Annotated in this window: 15 protein-coding genes and 2 tRNA genes; 9 read left to right on the top strand and 8 right to left on the bottom strand. The window is 66.4% G+C overall.

Features of this window, described 5'->3' with window-relative positions; translation table 11 throughout:
• Positions 1-77: 77 nt before the first annotated feature.
• The 6 genes from R1L06_RS19335 to R1L06_RS19310 all read left to right on the top strand — a co-directional run bounded on the left by R1L06_RS19335 (position 78) and on the right by R1L06_RS19310 (position 6,169).
• Positions 78-584, top strand: coding sequence for a hypothetical protein (locus tag R1L06_RS19335; protein WP_317218514.1), 507 nt, complete (start codon positions 78-80; stop codon positions 582-584).
• Between the two features lie 123 nt (positions 585-707).
• A complete protein-coding gene (locus R1L06_RS19330) occupies positions 708-1,217 on the top strand; it encodes an RNA polymerase sigma factor (protein WP_317218513.1) in 510 nt (169 codons plus the stop codon).
• Positions 1,214-2,140, top strand: a complete 927-nt coding sequence (locus R1L06_RS19325) for a FecR family protein (RefSeq protein ID WP_317218512.1) — start codon at positions 1,214-1,216, stop codon at positions 2,138-2,140. The genes R1L06_RS19330 and R1L06_RS19325 overlap by 4 nt, the downstream gene beginning before the upstream one ends.
• A gap of 64 nt (positions 2,141-2,204) precedes the next feature.
• The gene (locus R1L06_RS19320) at positions 2,205-4,676 is read left to right on the top strand and encodes a TonB-dependent receptor (protein WP_317218511.1); all 2,472 of its coding nucleotides are present in this window, start codon (positions 2,205-2,207) and stop codon (positions 4,674-4,676) included.
• Positions 4,663-5,463 (top strand): ChaN family lipoprotein, encoded by an 801-nt coding sequence (locus tag R1L06_RS19315; RefSeq protein WP_317218510.1) that lies wholly within the window; start codon positions 4,663-4,665, stop codon positions 5,461-5,463. Before R1L06_RS19320 ends, R1L06_RS19315 begins: the two co-directional genes overlap by 14 nt.
• On the top strand, positions 5,456-6,169 hold the full coding sequence (locus tag R1L06_RS19310; RefSeq protein WP_317218509.1) for an energy transducer TonB family protein: 714 nt from the start codon (positions 5,456-5,458) through the stop codon (positions 6,167-6,169). The genes R1L06_RS19315 and R1L06_RS19310 overlap by 8 nt, the downstream gene beginning before the upstream one ends.
• On the opposite strand, the gene R1L06_RS19305 is transcribed toward R1L06_RS19310, so the two are convergent.
• The 8 genes from R1L06_RS19305 to R1L06_RS19270 form a co-directional block, all read right to left on the bottom strand.
• The gene (locus tag R1L06_RS19305; protein WP_134951330.1) at positions 6,166-6,600 is read right to left on the bottom strand and encodes a RidA family protein; all 435 of its coding nucleotides are present in this window, start codon (positions 6,598-6,600) and stop codon (positions 6,166-6,168) included. The genes R1L06_RS19310 and R1L06_RS19305 overlap by 4 nt on opposite strands.
• A 180-nt stretch (positions 6,601-6,780) precedes the next feature.
• Positions 6,781-7,683, bottom strand: a complete 903-nt coding sequence (locus tag R1L06_RS19300; protein WP_049398424.1) for a cation diffusion facilitator family transporter — start codon at positions 7,681-7,683, stop codon at positions 6,781-6,783.
• Positions 7,684-7,711: 28 nt separating this feature from the next.
• Positions 7,712-10,000: an Orn/Lys/Arg family decarboxylase gene (locus R1L06_RS19295; protein WP_006373744.1), complete on the bottom strand. Its 2,289-nt coding sequence runs from the start codon at positions 9,998-10,000 to the stop codon at positions 7,712-7,714.
• A 20-nt stretch (positions 10,001-10,020) separates the two neighbouring features.
• Positions 10,021-11,373, bottom strand: a complete 1,353-nt coding sequence (adiC, locus tag R1L06_RS19290) for an arginine/agmatine antiporter (RefSeq protein ID WP_006461445.1) — start codon at positions 11,371-11,373, stop codon at positions 10,021-10,023.
• A 76-nt stretch (positions 11,374-11,449) separates the two neighbouring features.
• The gene (locus R1L06_RS19285; protein WP_317218508.1) at positions 11,450-12,883 is read right to left on the bottom strand and encodes a DcaP family trimeric outer membrane transporter; all 1,434 of its coding nucleotides are present in this window, start codon (positions 12,881-12,883) and stop codon (positions 11,450-11,452) included.
• Between the two features lie 517 nt (positions 12,884-13,400).
• Entirely contained in the window at positions 13,401-14,243 is an 843-nt protein-coding gene (gene dsbG / locus R1L06_RS19280) for a thiol:disulfide interchange protein DsbG (protein WP_032129379.1), read from the bottom strand.
• 30 nt (positions 14,244-14,273) lie between these two features.
• A complete protein-coding gene (locus tag R1L06_RS19275; RefSeq protein ID WP_317218507.1) occupies positions 14,274-15,077 on the bottom strand; it encodes a redoxin family protein in 804 nt (267 codons plus the stop codon).
• Positions 15,078-15,157: 80 nt separating this feature from the next.
• Positions 15,158-16,225 carry a GlxA family transcriptional regulator gene (locus tag R1L06_RS19270; RefSeq protein WP_317218506.1) on the bottom strand — a complete coding sequence of 356 codons (1,068 nt, stop codon included), beginning with the start codon at positions 16,223-16,225 and terminating at the stop codon, positions 15,158-15,160.
• A 186-nt stretch (positions 16,226-16,411) separates the two neighbouring features.
• Between R1L06_RS19270 and R1L06_RS19265 the strand changes: the two genes are divergently transcribed.
• The 3 genes from R1L06_RS19265 (at position 16,412) to R1L06_RS19255 (ending at position 17,120) form a co-directional block, all read left to right on the top strand.
• The gene (locus R1L06_RS19265; RefSeq protein WP_032129382.1) at positions 16,412-16,825 is read left to right on the top strand and encodes a heavy metal-responsive transcriptional regulator; all 414 of its coding nucleotides are present in this window, start codon (positions 16,412-16,414) and stop codon (positions 16,823-16,825) included.
• Between the two features lie 89 nt (positions 16,826-16,914).
• Positions 16,915-16,990, top strand: a tRNA-Ala gene (locus R1L06_RS19260).
• Positions 16,991-17,044: 54 nt separating this feature from the next.
• Positions 17,045-17,120: transfer RNA gene (locus tag R1L06_RS19255), tRNA-Glu, on the top strand.
• The last annotated feature ends 239 nt before the right edge of the window (positions 17,121-17,359 follow it).

The following is a 17,359-nucleotide window of genomic DNA, read 5'->3' as shown; positions in this document are numbered from 1 at the left end:
CCGCTGGCCGGCATTCGAATCTACCGGCCAGCGGCCGGCACTACCCCGGCTGTTCGGCCGCGTGCGAAGCTTCAACGATGCTGACCCTGCAACGCGGCAACCACCACGGACTGCTCATCGCCCCGCGCTGGGCCTCCACCCGCATCCAACTGGAAGAAGAGGTACTGCAACGCCTGCTCGACGCGCAGGCAATGCTGCCTGTGGGGCTGCGGCTACTGCTCATCCGTGGCTTCGAACCCAGCCACAGCCGTCTCGGTGGCTTCCGCCGCCTGGTGCGTGGGCTCGGCATCACCCTCTTCCGTGCCTGTTATCCGCAGCGCCAGGATGAAGTCGACGCCATCTTCGGCGCCAACGGCCACGACATCGATGGCCGTCATGTCGATGTCTCACTGGTACTGCACGGCAAGCGGCTGCGGCTGCTGCCCCTGGGCGTGTTCACCCCGCCGCGCTGGCAGCACCGCCGCATCGCCCGGTATGCCGAGCCGGTCGCACGAGCGAAGCGCAGCCTGCAGCACTGCGGATTCGTGCTGCATCACAATCCCACCGAAGCCCTGCAGATCCACTGCGATTATCGTCCCCGCTGACGCCGCGGTGGCTCATGCGGACTGCGCTCGCACCAAAGATGCAAATGATTCTCTTTTGCTGTAAGGTGCAGCCGCTGCCCTTGCCGCCGCGGGCTGTTCCCTTTCCCAGTTGTCGCCCGCCCCGTGTCCACGCCTGTCGAACCGACGGATGTCGCGCAGCTGTGCGCGGCCCATTACCGGCCGCTGCACGCCCATGTCCGCCGCAAACTCCCGCAACGCAGCGACGCTGATGACGTCGTCCAGGAAACCTGGCTGCGTGTCGTCAAGGTCGCCGCCAGTGGCCTGCTGAGCAATGGCCGCGCGTACCTGTACCGTGTTGCCCACAACCTGATTGCCGACCATTACCGGCAACGCCAGCGCCGTCGCGAAGAAGCGCTGGATTACACGCAGTTGCATGCCATCGCCGATCCTGCGCCGCTGCCCGAGCAGCGACTGCTCGACGCCGAACAGCTGCGCCACCTCGACGCGATCATCGCCGCGCTGCCACCGCGCTCGCGCCAGGTGTTCCTGCTGGCGCGGGTTGAACAGTTGGCGCTGGCCGAGATCGGGCGCCAGCTCGGCATCAGCCGGCAGACCGCGCACGGCCATCTGCTGCGCGCACTGGTCGCCCTGCAGCAGGTGCCGGGCGCATGAGCCTGGACGCGATCGCGCGCGAAGCTGCACGCTGGTGGCTGGACGGGCAGGACGGTGGCCGCGACGAGAACGCGTTCGACCAGTGGTACCAGGCCGACCCTCGCCATGCTGCGCAGTACCAGCATCTGCAACACCTGTGGCAGGCCAGTGCGACGCTGCCCAGCCTGCAGCGGCAACAGCAGCGCAGGCAACGCCGTCGCCTGCGCGAAGCCGGCATTGCGGTTCTGTTGCTGTGCGCGCTGGGTCTCTACAGCCGCCATGTGTCACCGCCCGTAGCGCAGGTCCTGCGAACGGCCGCTGGCGAGATCCGCGAGGAGACCCTTCGGGATGGCTCGCATGTCCTGCTGTCACCCGGCAGCGAAGTGAAGGTGCGCATCGATGGACAGCGCCGCCAGCTCCAGCTGCAGCGCGGCCAGGCCTGGTTCCAGGTCGCCGCCGATGCCGGCCGGCCCTTCCAGGTGCATACCCCACAGGGCACCGTCACTGCACTGGGGACCGCATTCGATCTTGCCGTGCGGGGCAACAGCAGCGTGGTCACCGTTACCGAGCATCGCGTGCGCGTGGACAGCGGCAACGTCAGCATGCTGGCTGACCACGGCGAACAGCTGCGCTTCGATGGGCAGGCAACAGCCCATGCAACAACGACCGCCCCCGGAGCATTGGCTTGGCGCGAGCGGCGCCTGCATTGGGTCTCGGCCCCACTGGCCGACGTCACGCAGGGCCTGGACCGCTGGCATGGCGGGCACACGTGGGTCGTCGGCGAGCAGCTGCGCCAGCAGCCGGTCACCCTGCTTGGCAGTGCCGACGGTGCGGCCGGCAACCGCGACCAGTTGGCCACTCAGTTGCAGGTGCGCGTGCTGCGCCTCGGCGCGGGCATACAGGTGTGGCTGCCGCCACGCAGGGAACAGCGTGATGGACCCTGACATCCGGCCTGCGGCTGCGTCTACCCAGGATGACGACGCTCTGCGTCAGCCCCTGGAGCCCCCGATGCTGTGCCACCGCCCCCTTGTCCTCGCCCTGTCGCTGGCCTGTGCCAGCGCGATTCCACTGCTGCCTGCCAGCGCCCAGGCGCAGGCTGTCAGCCGCCACTACGATCTGCCCGCACAGCCGCTGGCGGCCGCGCTGGATGCCTACAGCCGCCTGAGCGGCGTCGATCTGGTGATCGGCGCGGCGCTGCCCGCCGGCCACGCTGCCCCTGCCCTGCGTGGTGATTTCGACGACGCCCAGGCGTTGTCCCGTCTGCTTGCAGGCAGCGGCCTGCGCCCGCGCTTCGTCGATGCGCGTCGTGCCGCCCTGGAGCCGGCACCGGCTGAACGCGCCGATGGCAGCCGTCGCACTGGCCCGCTGCGGGTGCAGGGTACTACCGCACACGGTCAGGCACCGGGTGCCGGCGCCAGTCAATATGTACCGGCCACCCGCGATGGCTTTGCGCCCTCGGTGGGCAGCGAGCGTGTGGCGATGGCCGAACGGCAGGAAGGCAACAGCCTGCTGCGCTCGATGCCCGGCGCCCACAGCTTCCATTCGCGCAGCCAGCCGGGCCTGCAGGTCAACATCCGCGGCATGACCGGTGCCGGCCGGGTCAACACCATGATCGACGGTGTCACCCAGACCTTCCGCAACAATGCCGGGCATGGCTCGGGCGGTCCGTTCGCCTATGTCGATCCCTTCCTGCTGGCCGGTGTGGACGTGCAGCGCGGCGCGGTCGCCGGCGGAGATGGCGCCGGCACGTTGGCCGGCAGCGCCAACTTTCGCACGCTGGACATCGACGATCTGCTCGGTGAGGGGCGCGACTGGGGCCTGCGTGCGGGCTACCGCCACGGCAACAACGGCTACGGCAGTGGCCGTACCTTCGCCGGTGCCTGGCGCCACAGCGAAGAGGGTGGCGACCGCCAGTTCGGCCTGCTGGCCGCCGCCAGCAGCAGCCGCAGCAGCGAATACGCGACTGCACGCGGGCAGAAGAACAACGCCGACCCGGGCAGCCAGCAGCCCAGCAGCTGGCTGTTGAAGGCACGCCTGCAGCCCAGCGACCAGCATCGGCTGGACCTGAGCCACATGCGTTACGAAAACGACTTCTACCACAACTATCCGTGGCAGATTTCCGCGCGCAACCAGCGCGCCAGTTACCACTACACACCCTATTCGCCGTGGATCGACCTGCGTGCGACCTTCGCCAGCAACAAGACCCGGCTGTTCTACCCGCCGGTGGAGGACTCCAGCTACATCGGCCGCCGCACCCACAGCAGCCTGAGCAGCTGGACCGTGGACAACACCAGCCGCTTCGACATCGGTGCACTGCAGGCGCGCTGGAACACCGGCATCAAGCACCAATCGGACATCTATGTGGCCGATACGCCCATCCTGCGCGGTGCCAACCCGCAGGGTCGCAGCCAGCTGGACAGTGTGTTCAGCACGCTGGAGCTGCAGTACGACATCTATGCCCTGACCGCAGGACTGCGCCAGGACCGCTTCGGCATCCGTGGTCACATCCCGGTGTGCTCGGATGTGCCCGGCCAGTGCGCGGAGATCAATGGCGGCGACATCGACGTGCGTCGCACAGAGCGCGCACTCAGCCCGAGCCTGGCGGTTTCACTGCAGGCCACCGACTGGCTGCAGCTGTTCGCCGAGGTCTCGCGCACGTCGCGGCCGCCGCGCGTGCAGGAAATGTTCTTCGAGAAGATCCCGCTGGAGGACGCCAGCGTCGCCGACGGCATCGGCGCCAATCCGTTCCTGCGCCGCGAGCGCTCGCGCAACCTGCAGTTCGGCGCCAACCTCAGCACCGACTCGCTGCTGGTAGACGGTGACCTGGCACAACTGCGGGTCACCCGCTTCGACAACCGCATCCGCGACTACATCAAGCCGCAGTACCTGCTGATCGTGCATCCGCCGGAAGTGGAACCGTTCGTGGTGCCGATCGACAGCGATCCGCAGCTCAATGCCTGGACCGATGTGCTGGACGCCGACGACTTCAGCGCCACCACGCGCTGGATGAACCACCCCGGCGTGGTGCGCATGCGCGGCATCGAACTGGAAGCCCACTACGCCAGCGAGCACTACCACGCCACGCTGAGCTGGACCCGCTCGCACACCAGCGCGCCGGCCATCGAGTTCGTCAACCTGGAAGACATCACCGCCCTGCCCGACCGCTACTGGACGCTGGACGTGGGCAGCCGCTGGTGGCAGCAGCGCGTGCAGGCCGGCCTGCGCGCCGAGTACTCCGGCCCGACCGAGGAAGGCTACGACTTCTTCCAGACCCGCAAGAACGGCGGCACCGGCGTGCTGCTGGACTTCTACGCCAGCTTCAAGCCGCAGGCCAACACCACGCTGTGGCTGAACATCGAAAACCTGCAGAACAAGGCCTATGACAACAATGCCTCGATCGACAGCATCTTCAGCCCGATCCTGGACCGCGGCAACGGCCGTGGCCGTACCGTCTCGATGGGCGTCAATGTGGCGTTCTAGCCGTGGCTGGCTGCCGCTGTGCCTGCTCGCGCTCGCGTCGATGGCCAGCGCGCAGCCGATGCCCGGCACGGTGCTGGACCTCGCCAGCGGCCATACCCTGGACGAAGCTGCGTTCGTGAAGCGCGCAGCGAACGCCCCGCGACTGCTGCTGGGCGAACGCCACGACCTGGCCGGTGACCACGCTGCCCAGCGCTGGCTGCTGCACGCGCTGCAGCAGCAGCGTCCACAAGGCGCGCTGGTGCTGGAGATGATTGCCAGCGAACGCCAGCCGCGCCTGCAGCGGGTGCAGCGCTGGCTTGCCAAGGGCAACCATGCCGACGGTGCACGCCTGCAGGAGCTGCTGGGCTGGGATACACGATGGCCGTGGACCGCCTACGGCGGGCTGGTGCAGGACGCCACCGCTGCCGGCATCCCCTTGTTCGGCGGCAATCTCGCGCGCGTCGAGGTCAACGCCCACCTGGCGTCCGCTGATGCGGTGCGGTTCCCGCTGGCCGCCGCCCGCCAACGCCTGTCGGATGTGGTACTGGCCCAGCACGCAGACGCGGCACCGATGCTGGAAGGGATGCTGGCCGTGCAACAGGCCCGCGACACGCGCATGGCACAGGTGCTGACCGCAGCACCCACACCCGCGCTGCTGGTAGCCGGTCGCTGGCATGTGCTGCGCGGCACCGGGGTGCCGGGCTACCTGCCACCGGATACGCCTGCGCTGGTGATCGCATTGGCCTCGCCGGGTGAAACCGTCGGTGCTGCTGATGCCGATCTGCTGTGGGTGCTGGACGATGAGTGAGCGCGGCCAACACTGGCAGGCGATCGTGATCACCGTCGTCCTGCACCTGCTGCCCCTGCTGCTGTTGGTGCACTGGGTTGCAATGCCGCCGATGCTGCCACCGCCGGAGCAGGACGTGCGCATCAGCCTGCGCCTTCTGGCACCGGCCACGCCGCCACAGCCCGTAGAGGAGCGCCAGGCCGATACCCCCAGCCAGGCGCAGCAGGCGCGTGCATCGCAACCGACAAAGTCGCCCCCGCCACCGAAGCCCACCGCCGCGCGCGAGGGCGAGTTGGCCGCCAGCGAAACGGGCGGGACGGGTAGAAAGCCGCTGCCAGTCGCCCCGCCTGCGGCCGCGACCGATGCAAGTCCCGCACCGGCATCGATCACGGCCGCGCCGCCCGCTCCAGACGCGCCACCGGCGGACTTCCAGGCCGGCGCCGCCAGCGACCAGTGGGAAGCCCGCCTGATGGCGCGGCTGGAGCGTTACCGCTATTACCCTGCCGCTGCGCGCTCGCGCCGGCAGCAGGGCACTGCCTGGGTCAGGGCCTGCATCGACCGCGAAGGTCGCCTGCTGGCGCTGCGGCTGGAGCAGTCCAGTGGCCAGCCGATGCTCGATGACGCTGCGCTGCAGACCTTCCGTCGCGCGCAGCCGCTGCCGCCCATTCCCGATGAACTGAAGGCACCGCAGGAACTGGTGGTGCCGGTGGAGTACTACCTGCGCTAGGCGGCGTAGGCCTCCGCCTCGATCTCGAACAGCATGCCGTCCAACGCCAGTCGCGGCACCGGGATCAGCGTGCAGGTGGGCGCCGCGCGGTTCGGCCAGCGCCGTCGCACCTGGTGGGCAATGATGCCCAGCCGGTCCTCATCGTGGTCGACCACCAGGATGCGCAGCCGCGCCACATCGGCCAGACTTGCCTGCGCCGATCGCAGCGCGGTCTGCAGGTTGTCCAGCGCCTGCCCGACCTGTTCTTCGAAGCTGGGCGAGAGGCGGCCCTGGGCATCCTCGCCGCCCTGCCCTGCGACATGGATCACCCGCGCCGGCAGGCGCACCACCGCCACGTGTGAGTAGCCGTTGGCCGAAGGATCGTAGAGGCCCGGTGGATTGAACAGTTCCAGCAGGCCATGGCTGAGGTCCGGTGTGGTCAGCAGGTTCATGCCGCGCGCCTCGTGGGGGATGCCTACAGTCTGTAACCTCAACTCCGGTTGAGGTCAAACGGATCCGGTGCAACAGACCGGTCTGCCACGCGCAACGATCACGCATTCCCGTGGACTCGAGCCTGCTCGACTTCCACCGACCAGAAGCAGTCGAGCAAGCTCGACTCTACAGAAGCGTGGTCACGTCCACGCTGGGTCTGCGGTGAAATCAATGGTCAACCAGAACGTGCTGCCCCGCGCATCCAGCCGCACTGCAATCTCGTCACGCATCGCATCGACCTCGCCCACTGAACCCAGCGGCGTGGCCGGGTCGGCCAGCACGTGGATCTCGATGAAGCGCATCCGCCCCATCTTCGCCACATGGCTGGTGAAACCGGCATAGCCACGCTCGGCGACGAACGCCTGCATCACCCGCTGCACGCGCCGGTCCAGATCATCCGGTGCCACCTGCAGCACTTCGCGCATGGCCTTCCAGGCACCCCGCGCCGGCACCGGCAACACCGCCAGGCTGATCAACGCCAGCACGATCGAATCCAGGTACGGCACCCAGTGATGCCACTCACCACCGTGCAGGACCAGCGCCAACACAAAGGCCAGTACCACTGCCAAGCTCATCAACCCGCCCAGCAGCCAGCCGCGCACATCCAGCCACAACAGCGCGGAGCGCAGATGCCGCGCCCGCTGCGCGACGAAGGCCGCCATCGCCAGGTTGCTGGCACTCAGCAACGCCGCCCACCACAGCGCGGGCCCGAATTTCACTTCGTGCCCGCCCGTGGTCAAACCGATCACGGCGTTGGCCAGCGCGTACACGCAGGCCAGCGACAGGATAACCCCACCCAACGCCTCGACCATCGGCTCCAGATGCCAGTAGCCGTACTGGAAGCGCGGGCTCTGTTCCCGCGCTACCAGCCGCAGCACCGACAACGACACCAGGGTCAGGGCGACATCGACCAGGCTGTACACGCCGTCGAACAGGATGGCCTGCGATCCCACCAGCAGGCCACCGATGAAGCCGACCGCGCTGACCGCCAGGGTGACCCCGATCGAGAACTTCAGGATGCGTTGCTCGCGCGCGGTATCCATCGTTCACCGAACGGCCGACCGTTGCCGGTCAGGCCTTCAGCACCTCCACCTTGTACGAAACCGCATCACCCTCCTGCTCGATGATGAGCCCGTGCACGTCCGACTCGAAGCCCGGGAAACGCGCATTCTGCTCGCGGGCGATGCGCAGCGACTGGATGATCGGCTCGTCGCTGTCACCGAAACGCTCACCCGGCATGATGGTCGGGATGCCCGGCGGGTACGGCACCAGCATGGTCGCCGCAATGCGGCCACTGATCTGCTCGATGTCGACCCGCTCGATCTCGCCCTTGACCAGGTGGTTGTAGGCATCGGCCGGGGTCATCACCGGCGTCGGCAGATCCACGTACATCTCACGCATCACCTTGGCCACGGCAAATTCCTGGTTGAACGCATGCAGCGCATCGCACAGGTCACGCAGGCCCCAGCCGGCGTAGGCATTCGGATAGTCGGCAGCCAGCGTCGGCAGTGCCTGGCTCAGCGGTGCGTTGCGGTCGTAGAGTTCCTTGAACGCCATCAGCTCGGTGACCAGGGTGCTCCACTTGCCCTTGGTGATGCCCATCGAGAACAGGAACAGCACCGAGTACAGGTTGGTCTTCTCCACGGTGATGCCGCGGCCCCACAGGAACTTGCTCAGCACCGCTGCCGGAATGCCCAGCTTGCCCATGCTGCCGTCCATCGCCAGGCCGGGGGTCAGCAGGGTCACCTTGATCGGGTCGATCAGCACATAGTCGTCGACCAGGTTCTCGAAGCCGTGCCAGTGCGCATCCGGCTGCAGGTACCACTCCTCGCGCTTGGCCACCAGCGGCGCTGGCGTGTCGCCCTTGTCCAGGCTGCGCTCGACCTGGGTCGGCTGCCACACGCTGAACCACCAGTCGTCGCGCCCCAGGTCATCGCGCACGTGCAGCATCGCGCGGCGGAAGGCGATGGCCTCGTCGTGCATTTCCTGTACCAGCGAGCGGCCCGCATCACCTTCCATCATCTTCGAGGCCACGTCACAGGCCGCGATCACCCCGTAGTGCGGGCTGGTCGAGGTGTGCATCATGAACGACTCATTGAAACGCTCGGCATCCAGGTTGCGTTGCGCCGAGTTGCGTACGTGGATCATCGACGCCTGCGAGAACGCCGCCAGCAGCTTGTGGGTGGAATGCGTGGTGAAGATGATCGCATCCTGCTCACGCGGCTTGCCCTTGGCCATGCCATAGTGGTTCTCGTAGAACGGATGGAACGCAGCATAGGCGTACCACGCTTCGTCGAAATGCAGGAAGTCGACCGCGCTGCCGATCTCGTCGGCGATCTTCTCGGCGTTGTAGCACAGGCCGTCGTAGGTCGAGTTGGTGACCACCGCGATGCGCGGCTTGGAGCCGGCCTTGTAGGCCTGGCTGGCCAGCGGGTTGGCAGCGATGCGCTGCTGCAGCGACTCCGGCGTGAACTGGTCCAGGCTGATCGGGCCGATGATGCCGTGCGCGTTGCGGCTGGGGGTGAAATACACCGGCACCGCACCGGTCATGATCAGCGCGTGCAGCAGCGACTTGTGGCAGTTGCGGTCGACGAACACCACGTCGCCGCGGGCCACCGTACCGTGCCAGACGATCTTGTTGGCAGTGGAGGTGCCATTGGTGACGAAGAAGGTATGGTCGGCACCGAAGTTGCGTGCGGCCTCGTTCTCGGCGTCCTTGATCGGGCCGGTGTGATCGAGCAGCGAACCCAGTTCCGGCACCGAGATCGACAGATCGCTGCGCAGGGTGTTCTCGCCGTAGAACTGATGGAATGCACGACCGACCGGCGACTTGGTGAACGCCACGCCGCCGGCATGGCCTGGCGTGTGCCAGGAGTAGTTCGACTCGGCCGCATGGTGGATCAATGCCTTGAAGAACGGCGGCAGAAGGTTCTTCATGTAGTCTTCGGCCGCGCGCATCACCTGCCGCGAGATGAAGCTCTTGGTATCTTCGAACAGGAAGATGAAACCGTGGATGTACTTGAGCAGCTTGCTCGGCACCTTCTCGATGGTGCGGCGCTCGCCGTACAGGAACACCGGCAGATTGGCGCGGCGTGCGCTCTGCTCGCGCAGGAAGGCGGTCAGGCGCTGGAACTCGCCATCCACCTCTTCACTGCCGTCGATCGAGATCAGCACCGCCGAGGCCGCCACGTAGGTGCGGGCACCGGCGCGGGCATCATCCAGGTTCAGGCCGCACAGCACGCGCTGGTCGTTGCTGCGCAGCTCCTCCACCAGGGCGCGGATCAGGATGCCGCCGATGCGCGGCGACTCGTAGTCGTTGTCGATGACAATGACCGGATAGTCCAGGGACTTGAAGTACACGTTGATTCTCCTTGTCTAACTCAGGAACGCTGGGCGCCGGCGCTGATGGCCGATGCCTCGCGGGCGCGCTGCCGCTGCTGGCGGCGCTCCTCGCTGAAGAAGGGATAGAACACGGTGATGAACAGCACGAACAGGAAGGCGTACTGCACGATGGTTCCCGACGAGCCGTAGATCGCCCACAGGCAGTACACGACGGTCAGGCTGGTCAGTGTCCAGAACGCACCGGTGTGAACCAGAGTGTGCGAACGCTCGACCACGAAGTAGCAGGCCACGCACGAGTAGATGTAGGGCAGCAGGGTCAGCACCACCGCCGCCGACGTGATCACGTCGAACTGGGCCGACGCGGTTTCCGAGGTGGAGGTGACCAGCACCGCCAGGGTCATCAGCACCGCCACGATCAGCACGCCCTTGACCGGCACGTCGTCCTTGTTGGTCTTGCTGAAGATGCTCGGGAACAAGCCATCATCGGAGGCCGCCTTGGCACTCTGTGCGGTCAGCAGGATCCAGCCGCCCAGCGAACCGGCAGCGCCGATGAAGGCACACAGGCTCACCAGCGCGCCGCCCCAGCCACCGACGGCCTTGGCTGCAGCCAGTGCGAACGGGGCATCGGAGGTCTGCAGCTCGCCATTGGGCACCATGCCCATGATCACCGACGAACTGGCGATGTAGGCGATGGCAGCCAGGAACACGCCCGCAAGGGTGGCGCGGGCCACGTTCTTTTCCGGATTCTCCACCACGCCGGCAGTGACCGAGGCGGATTCGACGCCGATGAAGGCCCACAGGGTCAGTGCCGCGGCACTGGAGATCGCGCCGAAGTTGGATTCACCGGACACGTTGTAGGCGCCCTTGAAGATGTCGGCATCGAAGAAGAACCAGCCGAAGATGGCGATACCCAGGATCGGCACCAGCGCGAAGCTGGTGGTGACCGTCTGCACGCGGCTGACGAAGGCCGGGCCGATCATGTTGGCGAAGCTCAGCGCCCACACCAGCACAAGCACCGCGATGCAGCGCACCAGCGGCTCGGACAGGATCGGGAAGAAGTAGCTGAAGTAGCCCACCGCCGCGATCGGGATGGCGACGTTGCCGATCCAGTTGGCGAACCAGTAGATGGTGTTGGTCTGGAAGCCCATGTAGGGCCCGAACCAGTCACGCGCATAGGCATAGGGACCGCCGGCCTTCGGTGCCAGCTTGCCCAGCTTGGCGAACACGAAGGCCAGCAGCAGCGCACCAGCGGTGGTGATCAGCCAGCCCCAGATCGAGGCGGTGCCGATCTTGGCCAGACTGGACGGCAACAGGAACACGCCTGAGCCCATCATGTTGCCGGCGACGAGGAAGGTGGCTCCGACCACCCCGATTTTCTTTGCTTCTGCCATGACAATCTCCTGTACTGGCATGAGCCCGGTACAACCGGGCGTGGGGACGGTTACGCTGGCGTACGACCGCTGGCGCCTATTTGATGAAGTTGTATTGCAGACTGCCCTGCACCCGGACCGTGTCGCCGCGCGCGCCGCTCTGCTGTTCCAGGCGGCCGTACAGCAGCTCCATGCCCATCGTCCACGACGGTGCCGGGCTCCAGATCAGGTTGAACACGCCGTAGCGGCTCTGCCGGAATGCATCGGCCGCCAGTGCGGCATTCCGCTCCAGGGTCAGCTGGCCGAAGATCAGGTTCGAACGCCACAGCTCGGACCAGTAATGGGTGTAGCCGACGAAACCGCCGTGCAGGTCCAGCGCGTCGAGACGGCCATCGGCACTGACCACCGCGTCCAGTCCGGAGCCGGTCAGGTCGGCGGTGTAGCGACTGAGACCGCGCCCGCCGATGGCACCGAACAGCAGCAGGTCGCGCTCGCCTACCGATGCCGATCCGCTCAGCTGCAGGCCACCGGCCATGCGCCGGTCGCGCTCATCGTCACCGTCATAGGCCAGGCTGCGTACCACCGCGCCCAGCTGCAGGTGGCCCCAGTCGCGCTCCATGCGCGCGGTCACCGTCACGTCGGGCAGGCGGTTCACGGCGGCGCGCTCATCGCTGGCACCGGCCAGTTCGGTCTTCGGATCTTCGGCGGCGACGGTCAAGGTGTTGCCCTTGCCCATCGCAAAGCTGTGGTGGATGCCTGCCACCAGCAGGTAGCCGGCACCGCCGGGACCTGCGAAGTCCAATGTATCGGGCAGGCTGTCCGGATCCATGAAGCTGGAGTAGCCATAACCGGCGTAGGTATTGCCGAGCTGGCCATAGGCATGGCGCAGCCGGAATTCGTAGCCGTCACTGCTGCCGAAGAAGTCGTTCTCCAGATAGAAGCGCAGGTTGCCGTGCGTGGTCGGACGCCGCGCCTCGAAGCTGAAGCGGGTCTGCTTGGCGTGGATGTTGAAGTTTGAGACATCACGATGACTGCCGCCCACCGGCATCGACGAGGGAATGAACTGATCCTCATCCCCCGCTGCACGCGAATCGGCGATGGCATCGAGCTTGGCGTAGCCGCCGATGCGGATCACCGTGTCAGTACCCGGAATGGCGAAGAAGCCCTTCAGATCCGGGTCGGTCGGGCCGGCCGCACTGTCCGGTCGCGACGCGGCGGTGGACGGATCGGCCACCGATTCGCGCTGCGGCAGCACCGGCTGTGCCACGCCCGGTACCTGGGTGGGGTGCAGCAGGTTCGCAGTACTGGCAGGCGCGACCACGGGGGCGGGTGCCTGTGCAGTAGCAGGCGCAACGGTTGCGTCGCGCTGCTCAAGGCGGTCCAACCGCTGCTGCATGCCCTCCAGTGCCTGCCGCATGACCGCAATCTCACGACGCAGCGCCTGCGCGTCCTCCTTGTCATCCACCTGTGCATACGCCGGCGTGATCGCCAGTGCTGTCACACAGGCCAGGCTCAGTACCGCCGCGCGCATTGCATCCTCCCTGGACGACCCCTGTTCGCAGCACGCAGACGGGACGCACGCATGCGCCACTCCGGCCTCGTGCTGCCGTTGCTGGAAATGCGGATACTGCGTCGACGACACCGGCCAGCCTGCGCATGGCAGGCAACAGGACGATGACACTGCCCTGCCCGCACCAATGTCGACGCCATCAAGGCCGCGCTGCCAGAGAGGTGGCGACCGCAGCGGTCTGGGTAACAAGCACGGAGTGAGAGTGTCGTGAATGGCTGTGCCAGCCGACCCTGATCAGGGCGTGGCGAGCGCGGCATCCATCGCGCATTGACGCTGTATTCCATACGTCACAGGCTAATCCGCCTGTCGTTTTTGGCCTTGATTGGAATCAAGGCGGGATGCTTGATGTCAGTCACGATTCATACGTGACGATGAACCACTGTTGCGCGGGCCCACAACCGCAATGCCCGCCATGGAATGCGACAGGCCCGCATGCTGCCATGCGGGCCTGCGCAATGTTTCATGGGTCTGGCGCCACTCAGCGCGGGCCAAGCACCGTCTGCAGATCGGCACCCTGCGGCAGACCCGCACGACGCTGCACCTGGCCCTGTGCGTCCTGGAACAGGATGCCCGGTGTGCCCTGGAAGCCCATCTCGATCATCAGCACCTGATTGGCGTCGAGCTTGCCAGCGATCTCGCGGCTGATGTTCGGCAGCGCCTTGATGCCACCGCGATCAAAATCGTGCTCGTTCTGCAGCAGCGCCGCACTCGGGTCACGCGCGGCAAGGATCGCCGCGGCCTTGGCCGGGCTGTCCTCGCGGATCACGCCGACCATGATGTGACGCAGCTGCACCTTGCCGGCATCGACCCACGGCCGTGCCGCTTCCCAGAACTTGTGGCAGTACGGGCAGTTGGCATCGCTGAAGGTATAGACCACGCGCGGCGCATCGGCCTTGCCATCACGCACCCAAGCGCTGGCTTCCAGCTTGGTCCACATCTTGGCCGACATCGGCGAAGCCACCAGCTTTTCAACGGCCTCAGCGGCTACATCGTTGCCCTCCGCATCGAACAGGCTGCCGACCAGTACGTTCTTGCCGTCAGCAGTGACATAGGCCGCTGCCGGCTGCTGGCCGCCGACCACGCCGGCGAAGCCCCGCAGGCCACCGGGGGCATCGAATTCTGCGACGACCTCGAAACCATGCTTCTCGATGCCCTTCAGCACCGCAGGGCGATCGCCCTTGTTGGCCGTGGCTGTGGCGCTCGCTGCCGGTGCCGCGGCGGTCTTGCCCGGTGGCGTCTGTGCCTGGCTGCAGGCAGCCAATGCCAGCAGGACCGGCAGCAACAGCACCGCAGGGGCGGTGCGCAGGGAAGTCGACAACATGGGAACTCCGTAGTGAGATGCCCGCGCAGGCTACCGCAGCCGGCGCAGTTTGTGTTCAAGACCGGCTGCCGTCAGTTCGCCCAGGTGCAGTTCACGCAGGCGCCCTTCGGCATCGAAGAACAGGGTCGAGGGATAGGCCTGCACGCCCAGCACCGTGGATGCCGCAGCGTCATCATCGAGCAAAACGTTGTGCAGCAGCAGCCGTTCGCGCGCAACGAAACCCTGGACCTCCTCAAGGGTTTCACCCTGGTTGAGGAACACGAACTGCACGTCCGCATGCGCCTGCTGCGCCGCAGCCAGGACCGGCATCTCGCGCCGGCAGGGCCCGCACCAGGTCGCCCAGAGATTCAGCACAAGCGGTTTTCCCCGGAACTGCTGCAGATCCACCCTGCCCCCTTGCAGATCAGCAACCTGCAGTACCGGCAAGGGCATCTGACGCTCCTGCCATGCGGACAGCAGCTGACTACCGCCCGCCCATAGCAGCACACCCGCCAACGCTGCGCCCAGCACCGGGGCGCGCAACGCCCGCCATGGGCGCACCCGCCACAGCCCCCATGCCGATCCCGCAACCAGGACAACCACCAGGTGGTAGCCACCATCGGCAATCTGCAGAATGCTCCACGGCGCCTCGCGATACAGGGCGAAGTTCAAGGCCACGAAGCTGATGCGACCACACAGCAGGCCCACCAGCAGCATGTCCAGAACCATGCTGGGTGCAGAAGGCAGCGGCATGCCGTCCTTCCTGCGTGGCCACAGACGCACCACGGCCATGGCAATCACTACGCACACGAGAATCAACACCACCGGCATCGGCACCGGCCCAACGCTCGACATCAGACCACCTGTTCAATCGTCCACTGACTGCATGGTCGAAGTGTCGCGCTCCGGTTGCAAGCGCGACGATGCCGCCGACATCAGGCCGCGCTGCGCCCCAGTTGCATCACCGACGGCGATTGCAGCCCGCGCAGGCTGCCTGCTACCGACGGCATCAAGGGCCGCTCGCGACGCTTGCTGCTGACGTGACGCCGATAGTTGGCCGGCGTCATGCCAACGATGCGCAGGAACAACCGGCGGAAAGCACTCTGATCAGCGTAGCCGACACCCCACGCCACCTCATCGATACCCGCCCCCTGCTGCAGCAGGGTCTGCGCCTTGGCGATGCGCAGCCGTTGGCAGTATTCGATCGGCCGCAGGCCGGTGGCCTTGAGGAACCGCCGCTGCAGTGTGCGCGGCTCCAGCCCGGAGACCTCGCAGATCGCGGCAAGGGTGGCGCCGCGTGCCGCCGTGGTGTGCAGCCAGCGCTGTGCCTTCAGCACATCACGATCGCCATGTGCGAAGTTGGCGCTGAAGCGCTCCAGGTCCTGCTGGATCGTGGCGGGCACGGTGATGCCCAGTTGCTGTGCGACCGCACTGGCCACGCCCTGCCCGTGCAGCCGGTACAACAATCGCAGGCCAAGGAAGCGCCAGGCCTGGGCCCCGCCGACCGTCAGCAGGTCACCGTCATCCACCAGCGCCCGCTCGCTCGGCACCCAGCTCCCGGCCTGCGCCTGCAGGGCTGGATGGCGCCCGAGATCAGGGCCACTGACCGTACGCCCGGCCAGCAACCCGGCGCGTGCCAGCACGCTGACGCCATCACTGGCGGCGGCCAGCAGGCTGCCACCGTCATAGTGCGCGCGCAGCCAGTCCAGCAGGACCTCGTCCGCGCGCAGGCACGCGCCGGCACTGATCTGGCCGGGAACCGCGATCACAGCCGGGATGGCCGCATCGAGCATTTCCGCACCCGCAATACGATGCACCCCGGTCTGGCTGGCCGGCACGATCCAGCGGGTGACCAGCACCCGCTTGAACGGCCGACGCTGCTGCTGGGCAAGGCGATTGGCAACGTGCGCCATTTCGGCCAGTACGGAGGCGGCAGACGGATCACCTCCCGGGTATTCAACCACCGCGATCTCGACGAATCCTTCGTTCCTGAATCCTTCCACAGACCACCTCCTCGGTTCGTTGCAGGCCATCGAACGGCCGGTTCAGGCGAAGGGTAGGAACTGGTCCATCGGCGGGGCTATGAAGAAAGTTGCAAAGTGCGCTGAATGCGCGCACCCGGGCCAAGCCTTGACTCTCGACCAGACTCCAGGCTTCACAATGGTCGGCAGCCCCTGCAGGAATCCGCCATGAACATTGGACAACTGGCCCGCCAGGCGGGCGTACCGATCGATACGGTGCGCTACTACGAACGACAGCAGCTGCTGCCGACCGCGGCCCGCTCGGCGGGTGGCTACCGCATCTTCGGCGAGCAGGACCTGCGCCGGCTGCGATTCATCCGCCGCGCCAAGGCGCTGGGCTTCAGCCTGGAAGAGATCGGCGAGCTGCTCGCATTGAGCGATCGCCACTCGCAGGACATGGGCAGCGTGCGCGACACCGCGCAGGCGCGCCTGCAGGACATCGCACAGCGGATGGCGGAGCTGCAACGCATGCACACTGCACTTTCGCTGCTGGTCGACGCCTGCCCGGGTCACGGCGCGCTGGACCAGTGCCCGATCCTGGCGGCACTGACCGACGACGCTGCACAGGCGAAAGGCGACTGACATCGGCTTCGCAACGCACGTGAAGAAAAGTGCAACAAATGCTTGCCAACCCCCTGGGGCAAGGCTATTATTTCGCTCCTCAGCGACGTGGGGCCATAGCTCAGCTGGGAGAGCGCCTGCATGGCATGCAGGAGGTCAGCGGTTCGATCCCGCTTGGCTCCACCAATCTTTCGGCATTAGGCCGTCGAAAGGTCGCTAAAGAACATTGATGAGAATTGCGTCCCCATCGTCTAGAGGCCTAGGACATCACCCTTTCACGGTGGCGACCGGGGTTCGAATCCCCGTGGGGACGCCACTCATCACGAACAACGAGGACCCGGCCGATAACCGGGTCTTTTTTGTTCACCGCCTACCGGCATTCAGGTTGTGGCGTTGCGGTTCCCCTGCCCTCGTGGTCGCGGTTGAACCAGAACGAAAAAAGCTCAAAAAAAGCTTCCACAAACGTGAACACGCAGGTATGATAGGCGGCTCGGTAACACGGGGCCATAGCTCAGCTGGGAGAGCGCCTGCATGGCATGCAGGAGGTCAGCGGTT

The sequence above is a fragment of the Stenotrophomonas mexicanensis genome (assembly GCF_032911605.1).
Lineage (GTDB): Bacteria > Pseudomonadota > Gammaproteobacteria > Xanthomonadales > Xanthomonadaceae > Stenotrophomonas > Stenotrophomonas maltophilia_A.
This window is presented reverse-complemented; position numbering and strand designations above follow the sequence as displayed.